The following is a 14,904-nucleotide window of genomic DNA, read 5'->3' as shown; positions in this document are numbered from 1 at the left end:
CGCGACTATCCCAGGAGTGCCGCCAGCCGCCTAGCCTGGTCCGCCGCTCGGCCGGACGCGCCCGGCTGAACGGCGGGTGGCTCGCTCGTCGCCGCGCTCATCAGCAGGACGGCGATCAGCTCGGCTTCGTACTCGTCGGTCCCGGTCGTGACGCGCGTGAGCAGGTGCGACAACGCCCGCGGCGCCAGGTCCGGGGCGAGCTCGGCGGCTTCGGCCTCCGACATCAGGCAGGTCCCGGTGTGCGCGCACAGCATGTGGGCGAGCTCGTGGGCGATGATGTGGTCCTGGTGCAGCGCCGACGTGTGCTCGGTGTAGGCGATCAGGTCGTAGTCCGGGCGGGCCTGCCACGCGCCGGACGGCTGGCCCGGCCGGTAGGCGATCGGGACGAGGTCGATCTCGCGGCCGCGCCACCGCTCGAGGCCGTCGACCCAGGCGTTCATCGACCACGGCCGCGGCAGCGGGACGGCGGCGAGCACCGTCCGCACGCGCTCGCGTGCCCGGTCGCGGAGGGCCGGCAGGCCGGGCTCGTCGATGGGTCCTCCCTGGTCACCGGGCGCCAGCCGGGTGCACCGGGGCGCGAACACGGACCGGGTCATCGTAGCCGAGCCGGCGGCGGTCACTCCGGCTTCCGCCGCCGGCCGGTGCGCCGGCGGGTGTCGTCGTAGCTGCTGAGCTGGTCCAGCAGCGCCGTGACGGTCTCCCGGTCGCGCGGCGAGAGCCGCATGGCTCGTTGCGCCAGGTTCCGCGCCTCGTCGTCGCGCCAGGCGACGACGTCCTCGACCTGCTGGTCGACCTGGCCGGCGACGCCGTCGTCGAAGAAGTACGTGACGGGCACGCCGAAGAACTGGGCGAGCGCCTGGATGTGCGAGCGCTTGGGGTCCTTGCGCGCGCCGACGGCGAGCTGCTGGACGTGCGTGGCCGACATCGTGACGCCGGTCTGCTCCGCGACGCCGTGCGCGATCTCCCGGTAGGAGTACGGCTTGCGGTCCGGCGGGTGCACGGTCGCGATCAGGTGCGCCAGCCGTTCGGCGAAACTGCGCTCTTCGCTCACCACACACCACCTGCAGACATGAAACGTGACACCGGTCAGCGTAGCTGTTCCGAAAACTTGACACATCCTGTGCCGGAAAGACTACGATACGCCTGTCCGGTGTTTCGGAAACGTGACACCGGCCCGGGGTGGCGCAGCGGCCCACGGGTGACTCACGTGGCCGCTGGGGGTGGCCACGCGCCTAACCCGCCCGCCGCGCCGCCCCGCTTCGTGTCCGGGGCGGCCCGCTCGCGACGCGGCCGGGCCACGGGGGTTCGCGGGGTGCCGCGCATTGTGCGGACCAGGGCCGCCCGGCCGAAGTGATCGGCCACCTTGGCGCAGTGGGGCCCCGCGGATGCGCGCTGCGGGGGGCCCGGCGGCCGCAGGTTGCGGCGACCGGCGACCGGCGGCCGCAGGTTGCGGGAGCCCGGCGGCTGCCACGTTTCGGCGACCGGCGACCGCACGTTGCGGCGACCGGCGACCGCAGGTTGCGGGACCCTGGCGGCTGAACGACAGCGCACCGAGCGCATCTCCCCGGGCCGGCCTCACCCCGCTCGATCAGCGCACCGAGCGCAGCTCTCCACCCGGCAGCACCCCGCCCGACCACCCACCCCGCAGATCCTCGAACCGGCCTCACCCGGGCCGACCACCGCACCCCGCAGATCCCCGACCGCGGCCTCATCCCGCCAACAGCCGGCGCACCGCGCCCGGTGGCGCCCCCGCGTGCTCGCGCACCGTCCGGGTCAAGTGCGCCTGGTCGGCGAACCCCAGCTCGGCCGCCAGCCTCGCCAGCTCCCGCTCCCCCGCCTCCAACCTCTCCAGCGCGCGGCCGACCCGGACCCGATTCCGGTACCGCGTCAGCGAAACTCCCACCTCCCTCGGGAACGCCCGGCTCAACCGGTACGGCGACACCCCCAGCGACTCCGCCAGCGAGAACAATCCCGCCGCCGAGGGGTCGTCCGCCACGATCGCCTCGCGGGCTCGGGCCACCAACGCGCCGTCGTCTGCCGAAGACCGCCGCGGTGATCGCCCGATCGCCCCTCCCACCAACACCAGGAGCTGCTCCGCCAGCGCGTAGTCCGGGTCGGCCGCCGACGCCACCACGCGCCGGTGGGCCAGCTCGAGCGCGCCGTCCACGTACACCGTCGGTGGCAACTCCCTCTCTCCCGCGAGGCGGTGCCACAACGGCGACCCGAACTCCACCGACGTGCAGACGTCTCCGCCCGCCGGGTGTGCGAAACGCTCTTCGTCGCCCGGGGCCGCCAGGTACGCCGCCGTCGGGTCGGCGTCCGCCGCCCGTCCGCGGACCCGGCGGCGGAACCGGCCTCGGCGCACGAGCACCATCCGGTGGCCGGACGACACCTCCGCCGGCGACCAGCCGGTGTGGTCGTCGGCGCACCGGACCACGCTCACCGAGTACCCGGCGCCGGCCACGACTTCGACTGCTTCACGCACGTCCCGGACGGTACGCCGGGGGTACGACAGTTTCCGGCCCGCAAGGATCTTCAAGACCGCACCGGGTGACGGCGGGCAGGCTGCCGCACGACGAAAGGAGCCATCCGTGCCCGCAGAACTCACCACCGTCGTCCTCGACTGCGCCGATCCGGCCGCGCTCTCCGCCTTCTACGGCAAGGCGCTCGGCTGGGAGGTCACCTACGAAGACGAAGACACCGTCCAGCTCGGCGGCGGCCCGGTCGGCCTCGGCTTCCAGCGCGTCGCGGGCTACCGCGGCCCCGGCTGGCCGGACGACGCCAAGCACGCCCACCTCGACCTCCGGGTCGGCGACCTCGCCACCGCCACCGAGGAGTTCCTGGCGCTCGGTGCCACCAAGCCGGACTTCCAGCCCGGCGGCGGCGACTGGGTCGTCCTGCAGGACCCCGAGGGGCACCTCTTCTGCCTCTCCGAAGGGTGACGCCGTGGTGGTCCCCTGCACTGGGGGGCCACCACGAAATCCGGTCGCCGCCCTCGCCCGAGCGCGGCACCATGCCGGTCATGGCCCCCTCGTTCCTCCCCGGACTCGAACTGTCGCGCCTCTTCTACGACGAGGCCGTGCGGCCGCTGCTCGGGGACCTGCCCCACACGGCCGCGCGGATCGGCACCGGCTCGGAAGTCCTCGGCTTCGACACCGCCCGGTCCGCCGATCACGAGTGGGGGCCGCGCCTGCAGATCTTCCTGACCCACCGGGACGCCGGCCGGGACGTCGCCGAAGCGCTGAGCCTGAAGCTGCCCAAGACGTTCCACGGCTACCCCACGAACTTCGCCCCCACCGACCACCCCCACGTCCGCCACATGGCCCTCACCGACGGGCCGGTCTTCCACCGCGTCGACGTGACCACCCTCGGCGAGTGGCTCACCGGTCACCTCGGTTTCGATCCGCGCCGAGGGGTCACCACCCGGGACTGGCTCGCCACCCCCACCCAGACCTTGGCCGAGCTCACCGCCGGCGCCGTCTTCCACGACCCGGCCGGGGAACTCGCCTCCGTCCGTTCGCGGCTCGCCTGGTACCCGGACCAGGTCTGGCGCTACGTCCTGGCCGCCCAGTGGCAGCGGATCTCCCAGGAAGAGGCGTTCGTCGGGCGGTGCGGGGAAGTCGGCGACGAACTCGGCTCGGCCGTCGTCGCCGCGCGCCTCGTGCGCGACCTCATGCGGCTGAGCCTGCTGGTGCACCGCCGCTATCCGCCCTACAGCAAGTGGCTCGGCAGCGCGTTCGCCCGGCTCCCGTTCGCCGCCGCGGTCACGCCGGCACTGGCCGGAGCGCTCTCGGCCACGACCTGGCGGAGCCGGGAAGCCCACCTCGCCACGGCCTATTCGGCGGTCGCCGGGCTGCACAACCGGCTCGGGCTCACCGAGCCGGTCGACCCCCGCACGCGTCCCTACCACGACCGGCCGTTCCAGGTCCTGCACGCCGACCGGTTCAGCCGAGCGCTCGCCGACGGCATCAGCGACGCCGGACTGCGCGGCCGTCCGCTCGCCGGCGCCGTCGACCAGTTCGCCGACAACACCGATCTGCTCGGCGACCGCACCGCGGCCCGGGCCGTGACCGCGGCGGTGTTCGCCTCAGACGACCCGCAGTGAGCGCGTCTCGATCCCGACGTTGCCGTGGCCGTCCCGGGCGTAGAGGTACAGCTTCCACACACCCGGCTGCTGCGGCGCCGTGACGGTGAACGTCCCGCTCCCGGTGAACGGCGCCGGGATCAGGCCGGACGCGTTGTTCAGATACTTGCTGTTGTACCCCATGGTGTAGGTGATCGGGTCACCGTCCGGATCGGACACCGCGGCCGTCGCCGTGAAGGTGCCGCCCGCCGGGACGTCGCCGCTGCGGCTGAGGTTCATCGACGCGATCACCGGTGGCGTGTTGCCTCCGGTCTGTCCACTGTAGAGCTTGCGGACGGCGTACCACGACAGCCGCTTCTCGCCGCCCGTGGTGATGTTGAACCAGACGCCGCCGAAGTCGCCCTCGGTGCCGTAGTGGAAGAGCGTGGCTCCGAGCGCCACGCCGGGGTGGGCCAGCACGCAGTTCCACGCGGTGCCGTAGCCGTCGCGCTTCTGCTGGTCGGACGGCTCGGCCGGCACGCCGTTGCCGTCGTTCGGCACCTCCCATTCGCCGGGCGGGCCGGTCTCGGTGATGAGGTACGGCTTGGTGTACCCGCCCGCGAGCCAGTCCTGCTTCACCTGGCAGACGTGGGCGTAGGAGTTCACCGCGTACAGGTCGAGATTCGGCGCATACGCCTTGTAGTACGGCCACGCGCCGGTCCAGGCGTCGGTCGAGGTGACCGGGTGGTTCGCGTCGATCGCGTGGATCGCCTGCGCGGCCTGGTCGACGAAGCGCGTGTAGGCGATCCGGTTCTGCTCCAGCTGGGTGCCGGAGTAGCAGTTCTGCATCCCGAGGATCGACTCGTTCCCGACGTTCCACAGCAGCACACCGGGGTGCGCCCGGTAGGTGGTCACCCAGTTCCGGATCTCGGCGAGCATCGTGTTCTTGTACGCGGTATCGGTCGTGTAGTCGACACAGCCGCCGCTGCCCGGGCCGCCCCCGGGTTGCAGCCAGAACCCGGCGACCACCTTGATGCCGTTGGCCGCCGCGGCGTCGAACAGCGGCCGGGAGGTGGCGTCGGTGCCCCAGGTGCGGACCGTGTTGACGCCGATCGCGTGCAGCTCGGGCATCCGCGCCGCCGCTTCGCCGGCCGGCGGGCCCCAGGTCAAGCCGCGCACGGTCCACGGTGTCCCGTCGACCGTCAGCTGCCAGTTGCCCTGCGTGCCGGTCACCCGCGTGCCCCCGGAGCCCGCCGCCGGGGTGCCGCTGACCTGGAACTCCCACAGCGAGTAGCCGTAGCCGCCGACGCGATGGGTCCCGTAGAGGCGGACGTAGCGGCCGTGCCCGGTGACGGCGAGAGTCTGCACCCCGCCGGTCGCCGTCGTCGTGCTGGCTACAGTCCGCCAGGTACCAGCGTCGTCGGAGACCTGGATTTCGTAGGCCGTCGCGTAGGCGGCCTCCCAGTTCAGCGTGACCTCGCTGAGGTCGGCCGGAACGCCGAGGTCGACCTGCAGCCACTGCGGATCGCTCCAGGCGCTCGCCCAGCGGGTGCGGGGATCGCCGTCGACGGCCGCCGACGCCGGCGTGCCCGCCCCTTCGCTGGTCGATGCGGTCGCGGGCCTGCCTTGCGAAAGCAGGGTGGCGGCGTGCGCCGGAGACGGGCCGGCGAGCAGGCCCAGCACCAGCAGGACCACCAGCGGCAGGACGGCGCGGCGGAGCGACGGTCGGTCCACGATGACTCCCGTACGACAGGCAGACGGCGCTTGGAGAGCGCTCTCCGGTGGGCTCGATGGTTCGCCCGCGGCCCCGGCGTTGTCAAGGATCGCCGGCAAACCCGACAATGGCTGTCCGGTCGAGGAACCGGGTACTCCTTGACAGCCCGGCGGCCGGACGCGCATGCTGCGGGAGAGCGCTCTCCCATCCTTGGCACCCTCACCGTGGAGGACCCTTGGCAACGAAAGCCGCGCTCCTCGCCTGCACCGCCGCCACCGTGCTGGCAGGCGCCTTCCTGACCGCGGCCACCTGGTCGCCCGCCGGGGCCGACGACCTGGTGACCCACCACGAGTTCCAGGTCAACTGCTCCCCGAGCCACCACCAGCCGGACGACCCGATCGTCTTCCCCGGGCTGCCCGGCGCCTCGCACGACCACACGTTCCTCGGCAACAAGACCACGAACGCGGCCACCACGCTGTCGTCCCTGCAGGCCGCGGGGGTCGGCAACACGACCTGCGTGACCCCGGACGACCTGTCCGCGTACTGGTTCCCGACCGTCTACAACGGGAACCAGGTGGTGCTGCCGAACTTCGCGCAGGTCGTCTACTACAAGTCCGGCATCCTCGACTACACGAAGGTGGTGCCGTTCCCACCCGGCCTGCGGTACGTCGCCGGGAGCGTGACGGCGACACAGGACGAGTTCCAGCACGCGCCCGGCGCGGTCGAAGGCTGGGAATGCGGCGACAGCTTCCACAACTGGGACGTCCCCGTCCGGTGCGTGGCCGGCAGCCAGCTCAACATCCGCTACCAGGCGCCGAGCTGCTGGGACGGCGTCCACCTGGACTCGGCCGATCACAAGAGCCACCTGGCCTACCCGGACCGGGCGACGCTGACGTGCCCGGCCGATCACCCGGTGGCCGTACCGATGCTCGAGTTCAAGATGGCGTTCCCGGTGAGCGGCGACATGTCCGGCGTGCACCTGGCCAGCGGACGCGGGTACTCGTGGCACTACGACTTCTTCAACGCGTGGGATCCCGAGACGCTCGCGGCGCTGGTGAAGCACTGCATCAACGGCGGCCTGCAGTGCGACCCGCGCGGGTTCGACCTGTACAAGCCCGATCGCGGCAGCGTGCTCGGACCGAACTACCGGCTGCCCGGCCGTCCGTGAGGGTCCTGGGGGCGGTGGTGGTGGCGCTGATCATGGGCGGTTGCGCCGCCACCACCGGCCCCGCTCCCGCGGCGGCCGTCAACCCGACCGACGTGGCCTGGCTGCAGCTGGTGGTGCCGATGACGGAGAACGCACTGGCGGCGGCCCGGCTGGCCCCGGACCACACCGCGAGCACGCGGGTCCGGTCGGCGGCCGGCGAGATCACCGGTCCGCAGGAACGATTGCTGGGCCGTCTCCGGGCCGTCCGCGACCGGGCCGGGCTACCGGCCAGCGATGTCCACAGTGGACACCGGATGCCGGGCATGGTCACGGCGGCCGATCTGGTCGCGTTGCGCAGCGAACGGGACGCCGCGTTCGACCGGCGGCTGATCGCGCTGTTGCGGGCGCACGCCGCTCAGCTCGTCGTGCTGGCCGGCGGCGAACAGGCCAACGGCGCGGACGCGCAGACGCGCGAGCTGGCGCGGGACGTCGGGGCCGAGGCCGCGAAGGAAGCCGCGCTGCTGGCCTGAGGCCGTCGAGGCCACGGTGATCCGTGGCCTCGACGGCATATCCGGCTCCGCCCGCCGGGGGCTCAGTACGTGACGGTCACCGGGCCGTGCCCCGGCCGGGCCGGCGCGGTCACCGTCAGCGTCTTTGTCGCCGCGTCCCACTTCCACGCCGACGAAGGCGCCCAGCCGCTGCCCACCTTCACCCGGCTCGGAGCCGCCGCGACGCCGACGAACTTCACCGTCCACTCGCGGGGTGCCACCCGGAACGAGCCCTGCGCGGGAGCCACCGTCACCGTGTGCGCCCCGGCGCGCTCGCTGTAGGTGATCTTCGTCGACGCCGAGCGCGCCGACGACACGCCGTTGTCCTCGTACAGCGAGAACGTCCCGGAACCGCCGGGCGCCACCGTCACCGTCGCCCGGTTCAGCGGGTTCTGGACGTCGTTGGCGACGTCCGCCGTCCGGGTCACCGTGATGCCGCCCGCGCGCAGGAACACCGGCATCGTGCCCAGGTCGGAGGTGACCTGCTGGGTGGTCCCGCCCGCGTAGGTCTTGCCGGTGAAGTAGTCCGTCCACTGCCCCGGCGGGAACCAGACCGGCGTCGTCGCCGACGTGCCCGGCGAGGTCACCGGCGCCACCAGCATGTCCGGCCCGTAGAAGTACTCGCTTTGGGCCGCCGCGTACGCGCCGGGCTCCTCCGGGTACTCCAGGTACGTCGGCCGGACCACCGGAACGCCGGTCGTCGCGGCTTCCTGGGCCAGCGTGTACGTGTAGGGAACCAGGTTCTCGCGCAGGTTCAGGAACTTCGTCGCCGACGCCTTCGCCGCGTCGCCGTACTGCCAGGGCAGCCGGTCGCTGTGGTTGCTGTGCAGGCGGTCGATCGGCTGGAACGTGCCGAGCTGCACCCAGCGCGCGTACAGGTCGTCCGGCAGCTTGACCGTCTGGCGCTGCTGGCCGCCGGAGGTGTAGGTCTCGCTGCCGCGCAGGCCCGTCGTGTCGTTGTGGCCGCCGATGTCGTGGCTGATCGCCGACATGCCCGTCGCCGCCGATTCCGCCGGCGTGATGCCGATCTCCAGGCGCAACGTGCCCCACGTCGAGGACGTGTCGCCGGTGAAGTGCAGCGTGCTGCGCTTGTCGGCCCACGGCCCGGTCGCCAGCCCGGTCGGGCCGCCGTAGCCGCCCGCCTGCAGCGACCCGTACGCCCGCGAGATGACGAACCCGCGGCCGGTCGCGGGGGCTGCGAGGTCGGCGTACTGCTGGTTGATCCAGGCGTCCGGGGTGACGCCGGGCAGGCTCGAGCGGGAGGCGTCGCAGCACCAGTCGAGCCACCAGAAGTCGTTGCCCTGCTGCATCATCCCGGCGTGCAGGTCGAGGTAGGCCTTGAGCTGGTCCGGGTCGCCCCAGTCGAAGACGTAGCAGTCGGTGCCGCAGTTCGACTTCGCCAGCTTGCCCTTCGCCGTCGCCTGGGCGCGGGCGAACTGCGGGTCCGAGCCCATGATGCTGGGGTGGATGTTGAGGTTGTTGTGCAGGCCCTGGGCCTTCGACCAGGCGAAGAAGCCGGCCGGGTCGGGGAACTTCGTGGTGTCGAACTGCCAGCCGTTCCAGGTGTCCGGCGCCTTGAAGTCGGTGTCGGTGACCAGCACGTCCAGCGGGACGCCTTCGCTGCGGAACCGCGGCAGGATCTTGTCCCGGTAGTCGGCCGCGGTGCGGTCGATGTACTCGGAGTACCAGACGCCGTAGGCCCAGCGCGGCAGCAGCTGCGGCGGCCCGGTCAGGGTCGCCAGGTCGCGCAGCCCGGCCTTGTAGTCGTGGCCGAAGGCGAAGAGGTAGCCGTCCTGGTAGGGGCTTCCGCCGTGGGACGGCCGCTGCGTCACCGCGCGCGTGCGCGTGTCGTACAGCGCGGAAGGGGTGTCGTCGAGCAGATACCAGCCGTCCTGGTGCAGCAGGCCTTCGGTGGTCGACGGCGCGCCGTTGTCGCCGTTGACGCCGTCGAGGCCACGCCGGTAGCCGCCGAGCGCGAGGTGCGGCGCCGGCGCCGTGCCCCCGGCCGCGGTGACGGCGACGGTGTCGACGTTGACGTGGCAGCTGGTGTCCTCGGGGCAGCCGAGGACGACGTCGTTGGTGCCCGCCTTCAGGTCGACCGGCACGGACGCGCTCTTCCACGCGTCCCAGCTGTCGGTGATCGGCAGGGTCAGGGTGCGCGTGACGCCGTTCGCGGTGACGGCCGCGGTCCGCGTTTCGTGGCGGCCGTCGCCGCCGGTGCCGTTGGCGTAGCGGACGTGCAGCAGGTACGTGCCGTCGGCGGCCACGTCGGCGACGCGGTGGGTCAGCGTCGAGCCGCGGTTGAGCTCGGCGACGAACCCGCGCCCGGCGTACCCGGTGTGGTCGGTCGCGACGACGGCGGAACCCGCGCGGAGCCCGGCTTCGGCCTCGCAGCTCACGCCGGTGGGGCAGCCGGAGAACGCGCGCGCCGACGCCGGCGGGAAGGCCGCTCCCGAGGTCAGGACGGCCAGGCCGTCGAGGTTGACGTTGCCGGAATCGGCGGCGGCCCGCTCGATCCGGACGCTGTGGTGGCCGGCGCCGAGGGTGACCGGGACCGAGGCCAGGCCCCAGGCGTTCCAGTCGGCCGTCACGGGCAGGGTGAGCTTCTGCGCCGCGCCGCCGTCGACGCTCACGCTGAGCGTGCGGGTGACATGCTGGCCGTCGCCGCCCTGGCCGTTGGCGTAGCGCGCGGTGAGCGAGTACGTCCCGGCGGCCGGCGCGAGGACGTCCGCGGTCACCGAGTTGCCGGTGCTCTCGAAGCCGGCGAGGAAGCCTTCGCCGGTGTAGCCGGTGTGGTCGGTGGCGACGCCGAGCCCGTCGGCCGTGAGGTCCTCGGCCTCGCAGCGGGCGCCGACCGCGCAGGTCAGGTGGTGCCAGGGGGCCGCAAGCGCCGTGTTCGTGCGGATTTCCAGGTTGCCGCCGTCGAACGGGCCGGAGTTCAGCCGGTAGGTCAAGGTCGCGGCGCTCGTCCGGATGGTGAGGACGCCGCCGGTCACCGTGCTGGTGTACGACGTCGGCGTGAAGGCGCCGCGGCCGACGGCGTTGAAGGTGGCGGCGTCGGTGAACCGGCCGTCGCCCGCGTACTCGGTGCGGATCAGGGTCGGCGACAGCACCTGGAAGCGGGCGTTGCCGGCGGTGACGGTCTGGCGCGCGGGCCCGGCCACGGCGGGCGTCGCTACGGTCACCGCGGCGACGGCGGCCCCGGTGACGGCGAGCGCGCAAGCCCGCCGGATGGTTCTCGCTGTTCTGGTCCGCACGGCGGAACTCCGTTCCGGTGAAGGGGACTCGGCGGCGTTACAACGTTGGAAAGCTGAGCACAGCACGTCCGCCGATGTCCAGACCACTGAGCGGAACTTGTCCCGGACAGATCAGCGGCCGGTCACCCCGTCCGGGACGGTCACTCCGACGTCACCGGGGTCCGGGCCGCCCGCGATGTGGTGGCCGAACCAGACCCGTTCGGCGAGGGTCAGGTGGTGGACGAGATTGAGCAGCGTGGTGCCCGAGCCGACCAGCACCCGGCGCAGCCGCTCCTCGTACCGGTCAGGCCGAGTCGCGGACCACGAGCTCCGGGTCGAAGATCACCGACTCCGCGCGCAGGGCCGGATCGGCCATCCGGTCGAGCACCATCCGGGCCATCGCCGCGCCCATCTCCTCGACCGGCTGGCGGACCGTCGTGAGCCGGGGGCGGCAGCTGAGCGCGACACGGCTGTCGTCGAAGCCCACCACCGCCACGTCGCCCGGGACGCGCTTGCCCGCCTCGCGCAGGACCGTCAGCGCGCCGTAGGCCATCAGGTCGTTGGCCACGAACAGCCCGTCGAGCGCGGGCTCCTCGGCGAGCAGGTGCTCCATCGCGCGCTCGCCGCCCCGCTCGGTGAAGTCGCCCTCGGCGACCGCGACGTAAGCGTGGCCGTGGCGGGCCATCGCGTCGCGGAACCCGGCCAGCCTGTCCTGCCCCGCGGGGGTGCCCGCCGGACCCGCGATCGTGGCGACCCGCCGGCAGCCGCGCGAAACAAGCCTTTCCGCCGCGAGCCGGGCGCCGTCCTGGTGGGCGACGTCGACGTAGCAGACCGGCGCCGGCCGGGCCGGCCGCGCGAACAACGCCGTGGGGACGCCCGCGCCGGTCAGCATGCGTGGCAGCGGGTCCTCCGCCGGGTGCAGCGAGATCAGCAGGACGCCGCTGACCTGTTCCTGACGCAGCTTCGGCACCAGCTTTTCGCGCTCTTCGTCGCTGTCGACGAGCATCAGCAGCGGATGCAGCCCGTGCGGGCGCAGGTGCGCGACCACGCCTTCGACGACCCGGCCGAAGAACGGGTCGCCGAACACCCCGCCGGTGAACGCCTCGACGTGCCGCTCCGGCTCGGACACGACCAGCGCGATCCCACCGGTGCGCCGGGTGACCAGCGAACGCGCCGCCCGGTTAGGCACGTACCCGGTGTCGGCGATGGCCCGTTCGACCGTCTCGCGCAGCTTCGGGTCGACGTTGCGCACGCTGTTCACCACGCGCGACACCGTGGCGCGCGAGACCCCGGCGACCCGCGCGACGTCCTCCAGGGTGGGCGGCTGCGTCGTCACCCGTCCTTTCTAGCACGCTGTGAGAGCGCTCTCCCAGCTCATCCGCCCAGCCGGGCCTCCGCCGCCGCCCAGTCCGCGGTTCCCGAAGGCTCGTAGCGGCGGATTTCCTGCGTCTCGCGCACCAGCGCCCGCATCGCCGCCAGGTCCGGCAGGTCCTCCCCCAGGGCCCGGGCCTGGACGAGCACGTTCCCCAGCGCCGCCGCCTCGACCGGGCCCGCCAGGACCGGGACCCCGCACGCGTCCGCCGTCGACTGGCACAGGAGCTCGTTGCGGGCGCCGCCGCCGACCAGGTGGATGAGGTCGACCCGATGTCCGGCGATGCGGGCCGCCTCGCGGATTGTGCGGCGGTGGGCCAAGGCGAGGCTGTCGACGATGCACCGGACCACCGCTGCCCGGTCCGCCGGTGGACGCTGGCCCGTTGCGCGGCACGCCGACGCGAGGCGGGAGGGCATGTCGCCCGGTGGCAGGAAAGACGGCGAGTCGATGTCCACCACCGCCGCCAGTGCGGGTGCGGCGGCAGCCGCCGTCAAGAGGGAGGGCAAGTCCGATGCGGACCACGTCCGCAGCGTTTCCGACAGCACCCACAGGCCCATCACGTTGCGCAGGAAGCGGATCGTGCCGTCGACGCCGCCTTCGTTCGTGAAGTTCGCCGCCAGGGCTTCGTCGCTCAAGACCGGTGCCGGTAGCTCCAAGCCGGCCAGGGACCACGTTCCCGACGAGATGTACGCGAAGTTCGTCCCCGGCGACGCGGGCACCGCGACCACGGCGGACGCCGTGTCGTGTGAGGCGACGGCGATCACCGGCACGCCGGACAGCTCGGGGGCCTCGGCCACGATCGTGCCCGGATCTCGCAGCGGGGGGAGCAGGCGGGGCGGAATGCCGGCCCGGGATGCCAGCGAACGGGCCCAGGTCCGCGCGCGCACGTCGTAGAGCTGCGTGGTCGACGCGTTCGTCCGCTCGGCGCCGATCGAACCGGTGAGCCAGTAGTTCAGCAGGTCCGGGATGAGCAGCACGGTCGCCGCCGCGGTGAGACGGTCGCCTTCGGCCACCAACTGGTACAGCGTGTTGAACGGCAGCTGCTGCAACCCGGTGACGTCGTACAGTTCCCGATCCGGCACCGGCACGGTGATCCCGTCGGTGCGCGAGTCACGGTAGTGCACGGGGTTGCCCAGCAACGCGCCGCGCTCGTCCAGGAGTCCGTAGTCCACGGCCCAGGAGTCGATGCCGACGCCGTCCAGGCGCCCGGCCTCGCGGATCCCGGCGAGGGTCTCCCGGTACAGGCCCAGGATGTCCCAGTACAGCACCGGCCCCGCGCGGACACCGCCGTTCGCGAAGCGCCGCACCTCCGCCACCTCCAGCCGGGACGGCCCGGCGGTCCCGGCCATCACCCGTCCGCTGGACGCGCCGAGGTCGACGGCCGCGACTCGCTTCACGGGCGGACCACCGTCAGCTCGAGGCCGAGCAGGTCCGCGACCGCCGTCAGCTCGGCGACGCGGTGGCCGATGCCGAGTGCCCAGTGGTGTGCGATGCCGCTGGCGGACCAGGCGTCGGTCCACTCCCCCGGGTCGCAGCCGAAGTCGACGCGGGAGGTCGTGTTGCCGATCCGCAGCAGCGGGCCGGGCACGACCGTGCCTTCCGCCGCGATGAGCGTGAACGTCCCGTCGCGGCGCTGGCCGAGGCCGCACAGCGTCACCGGCCCGTGCTTGACGTCGAACTCGACCGACACGCCCCAGCCGCGCTTGCCGTGGTAGACACCCAGCCCGCGCAGCAGCGGCTTGCGGGCGCTGATCCCGAGGTGCGCCGGCCCGTCGTGGCCCATCTCGACCACCCGATCGCGGAAGTTCAGCGCCTGCAGCTCGGTGAACGAGCCGCCCGCCCCGAGCCGGTCCATGACCAGCATGGCCACCGAAGTCCGCAGCTCGTACTCGCCGACCGCCGGGATGCCGCGGGCGGTGAGCAGGGACGCGCCGAGGATGAACCCGGCGCCGACCCGCTCGTGCGTCTCCCCGTCGAGGCCGCGGTGGTAGTAGGCCAGGGAATCCAGCGAGAAGTCCTCGACGAGCCGGTCGAGGGCCACCGACACCCGGGCACCCCAGGCGAAGTCCTCGTCCACAACGGACTCGTCCACAGTGAACACTTCGCGGGCCAGCGCCACGCGCGCGGCGGTTTCGTCGTCGGTGACCTTCTCCACGCGCACCCGCAGGTCGTCGACCTCCAGGATCTCGACGTGCCCGCCGAGCTGGGCCGACACGAGGGTCGGATCGGTGGCGACGTCCAGCATGCCCGGGTAGAGGTGCCCGAGCAGCCCGTGGCGGCCGTGCCGCAACGCCGCCCGCACCCCGGCGGCCTTGATCCAGCGCTCGATCCGCGTCCACGCCCGCGCGTCTTCGAGGTATCCGGACACCGAGCGGAATTCGACGCCCAGACGCCGGAACGCGTTCGCCATCTCCGGCAGCGGGCAGGCGCCGCAGTAGGCCAGCCACGCGCCGGTGTCGAAGGACTCGTGGTCCATCGCCTCGGTGGGCTGCAGGTTCAGCAGCAGCACCGGCGCGCCCGAGCGCTGCGCGACCGGGGCCAGCATGCTCGACGTCAGGTACGTCGCCAGGAAGCCGACGATCAGGTCGCACCCGGCCACCCGCAGCTCCTCCGCCGCGGCGGCACCCTGCTGGGCGTCGGAGACGAACCCGGCGTCGACCACTTCACAGTCCATTTCGGACAGCCGCTCCGAAACGCGCCGGGCCGACGCCTCCAGTTGCGGCAGCAGCGCGGGGAACTGCGGCCAGTACGCGCCGAGCCCGCCGGACACGAGGCCCACGCGGGTGCGGCGCGGGGTGATGCGGTCCAAGGTCATCGGTCCTTT

13 protein-coding genes are annotated in these 14,904 nt (G+C 72.8%); 4 read left to right on the top strand and 9 right to left on the bottom strand.

The window, feature by feature from the left end; translation table 11 throughout:
* Positions 1-5: 5 nt before the first annotated feature.
* From ACWDN5_RS16665 to ACWDN5_RS16655, 3 genes are all read right to left on the bottom strand, one after another.
* Complete coding sequence (locus tag ACWDN5_RS16665; RefSeq protein WP_449676920.1) at positions 6-596, bottom strand: hypothetical protein; 591 nt, start codon at positions 594-596, stop codon at positions 6-8.
* A gap of 20 nt (positions 597-616) precedes the next feature.
* Positions 617-1,051, bottom strand: coding sequence for an XRE family transcriptional regulator (locus ACWDN5_RS16660; RefSeq protein ID WP_310972807.1), 435 nt, complete (start codon positions 1,049-1,051; stop codon positions 617-619).
* A gap of 657 nt (positions 1,052-1,708) precedes the next feature.
* Positions 1,709-2,515, bottom strand: coding sequence for a helix-turn-helix domain-containing protein (locus ACWDN5_RS16655; RefSeq protein WP_449676938.1), 807 nt, complete (start codon positions 2,513-2,515; stop codon positions 1,709-1,711).
* A 76-nt stretch (positions 2,516-2,591) separates the two neighbouring features.
* Here ACWDN5_RS16655 and ACWDN5_RS16650 point away from each other — a divergent pair, with 76 nt between their 5' ends.
* Complete coding sequence (locus ACWDN5_RS16650) at positions 2,592-2,942, top strand: VOC family protein (RefSeq protein WP_310972809.1); 351 nt, start codon at positions 2,592-2,594, stop codon at positions 2,940-2,942.
* Between the two features lie 80 nt (positions 2,943-3,022).
* Positions 3,023-4,105, top strand: coding sequence for a DUF4037 domain-containing protein (locus ACWDN5_RS16645; protein WP_449676919.1), 1,083 nt, complete (start codon positions 3,023-3,025; stop codon positions 4,103-4,105).
* Here the strand turns inward: ACWDN5_RS16645 and ACWDN5_RS16640 are convergent.
* Complete coding sequence (locus tag ACWDN5_RS16640) at positions 4,088-5,797, bottom strand: discoidin domain-containing protein (protein WP_449676918.1); 1,710 nt, start codon at positions 5,795-5,797, stop codon at positions 4,088-4,090. The two genes, ACWDN5_RS16645 and ACWDN5_RS16640, sit on opposite strands and share 18 nt — an antisense overlap.
* A gap of 215 nt (positions 5,798-6,012) precedes the next feature.
* Between ACWDN5_RS16640 and ACWDN5_RS16635 the strand changes: the two genes are divergently transcribed.
* Complete coding sequence (locus ACWDN5_RS16635) at positions 6,013-6,945, top strand: DUF1996 domain-containing protein (protein WP_310972812.1); 933 nt, start codon at positions 6,013-6,015, stop codon at positions 6,943-6,945.
* Positions 6,942-7,454, top strand: a complete 513-nt coding sequence (locus ACWDN5_RS16630) for a DUF305 domain-containing protein (protein WP_449676917.1) — start codon at positions 6,942-6,944, stop codon at positions 7,452-7,454. The genes ACWDN5_RS16635 and ACWDN5_RS16630 overlap by 4 nt, the downstream gene beginning before the upstream one ends.
* 62 nt (positions 7,455-7,516) lie before the next feature.
* Here ACWDN5_RS16630 and ACWDN5_RS16625 read toward each other — a convergent pair whose 3' ends face one another.
* The 5 genes from ACWDN5_RS16625 to ACWDN5_RS16605 all read right to left on the bottom strand — a co-directional run bounded on the left by ACWDN5_RS16625 (position 7,517) and on the right by ACWDN5_RS16605 (position 14,895).
* Positions 7,517-10,729: a TIM-barrel domain-containing protein gene (locus tag ACWDN5_RS16625; RefSeq protein ID WP_449676916.1), complete on the bottom strand. Its 3,213-nt coding sequence runs from the start codon at positions 10,727-10,729 to the stop codon at positions 7,517-7,519.
* Between the two features lie 111 nt (positions 10,730-10,840).
* A complete protein-coding gene (locus ACWDN5_RS16620) occupies positions 10,841-10,996 on the bottom strand; it encodes a mycothiol transferase (protein WP_310973215.1) in 156 nt (51 codons plus the stop codon).
* 16 nt (positions 10,997-11,012) lie between these two features.
* Positions 11,013-12,044: a LacI family DNA-binding transcriptional regulator gene (locus ACWDN5_RS16615; protein WP_449676915.1), complete on the bottom strand. Its 1,032-nt coding sequence runs from the start codon at positions 12,042-12,044 to the stop codon at positions 11,013-11,015.
* A gap of 38 nt (positions 12,045-12,082) precedes the next feature.
* Entirely contained in the window at positions 12,083-13,429 is a 1,347-nt protein-coding gene (locus ACWDN5_RS16610) for a rhamnulokinase (protein WP_449676937.1), read from the bottom strand.
* A 44-nt stretch (positions 13,430-13,473) separates the two neighbouring features.
* A complete protein-coding gene (locus ACWDN5_RS16605) occupies positions 13,474-14,895 on the bottom strand; it encodes an arabinose isomerase (protein ID WP_449676914.1) in 1,422 nt (473 codons plus the stop codon).
* Positions 14,896-14,904: the final 9 nt, after the last annotated feature.

Source organism: Amycolatopsis sp. NPDC003731 (assembly GCF_053586895.1).
Note: the sequence above shows the minus strand (reverse complement) of the source record. Positions and strands in the feature narration are given on the sequence as shown.

Bases quoted from the DNA above. Each gene is read 5' to 3' on its own strand.
- ACWDN5_RS16665 (WP_449676920.1), bottom strand. From the start codon at position 596: ATGACCCGGTCCGTGTTCGCGCCCCGGTGCACCCGGCTGGCGCCCGGT.
- ACWDN5_RS16645 (WP_449676919.1), top strand. From the start codon at position 3,023: ATGGCCCCCTCGTTCCTCCCCGGACTCGAACTGTCGCGCCTCTTCTAC.
- ACWDN5_RS16610 (WP_449676937.1), bottom strand. From the start codon at position 13,429: ATGGCCGGGACCGCCGGGCCGTCCCGGCTGGAGGTGGCGGAGGTGCGG.
- ACWDN5_RS16605 (WP_449676914.1), bottom strand. From the start codon at position 14,895: ATGACCTTGGACCGCATCACCCCGCGCCGCACCCGCGTGGGCCTCGTG.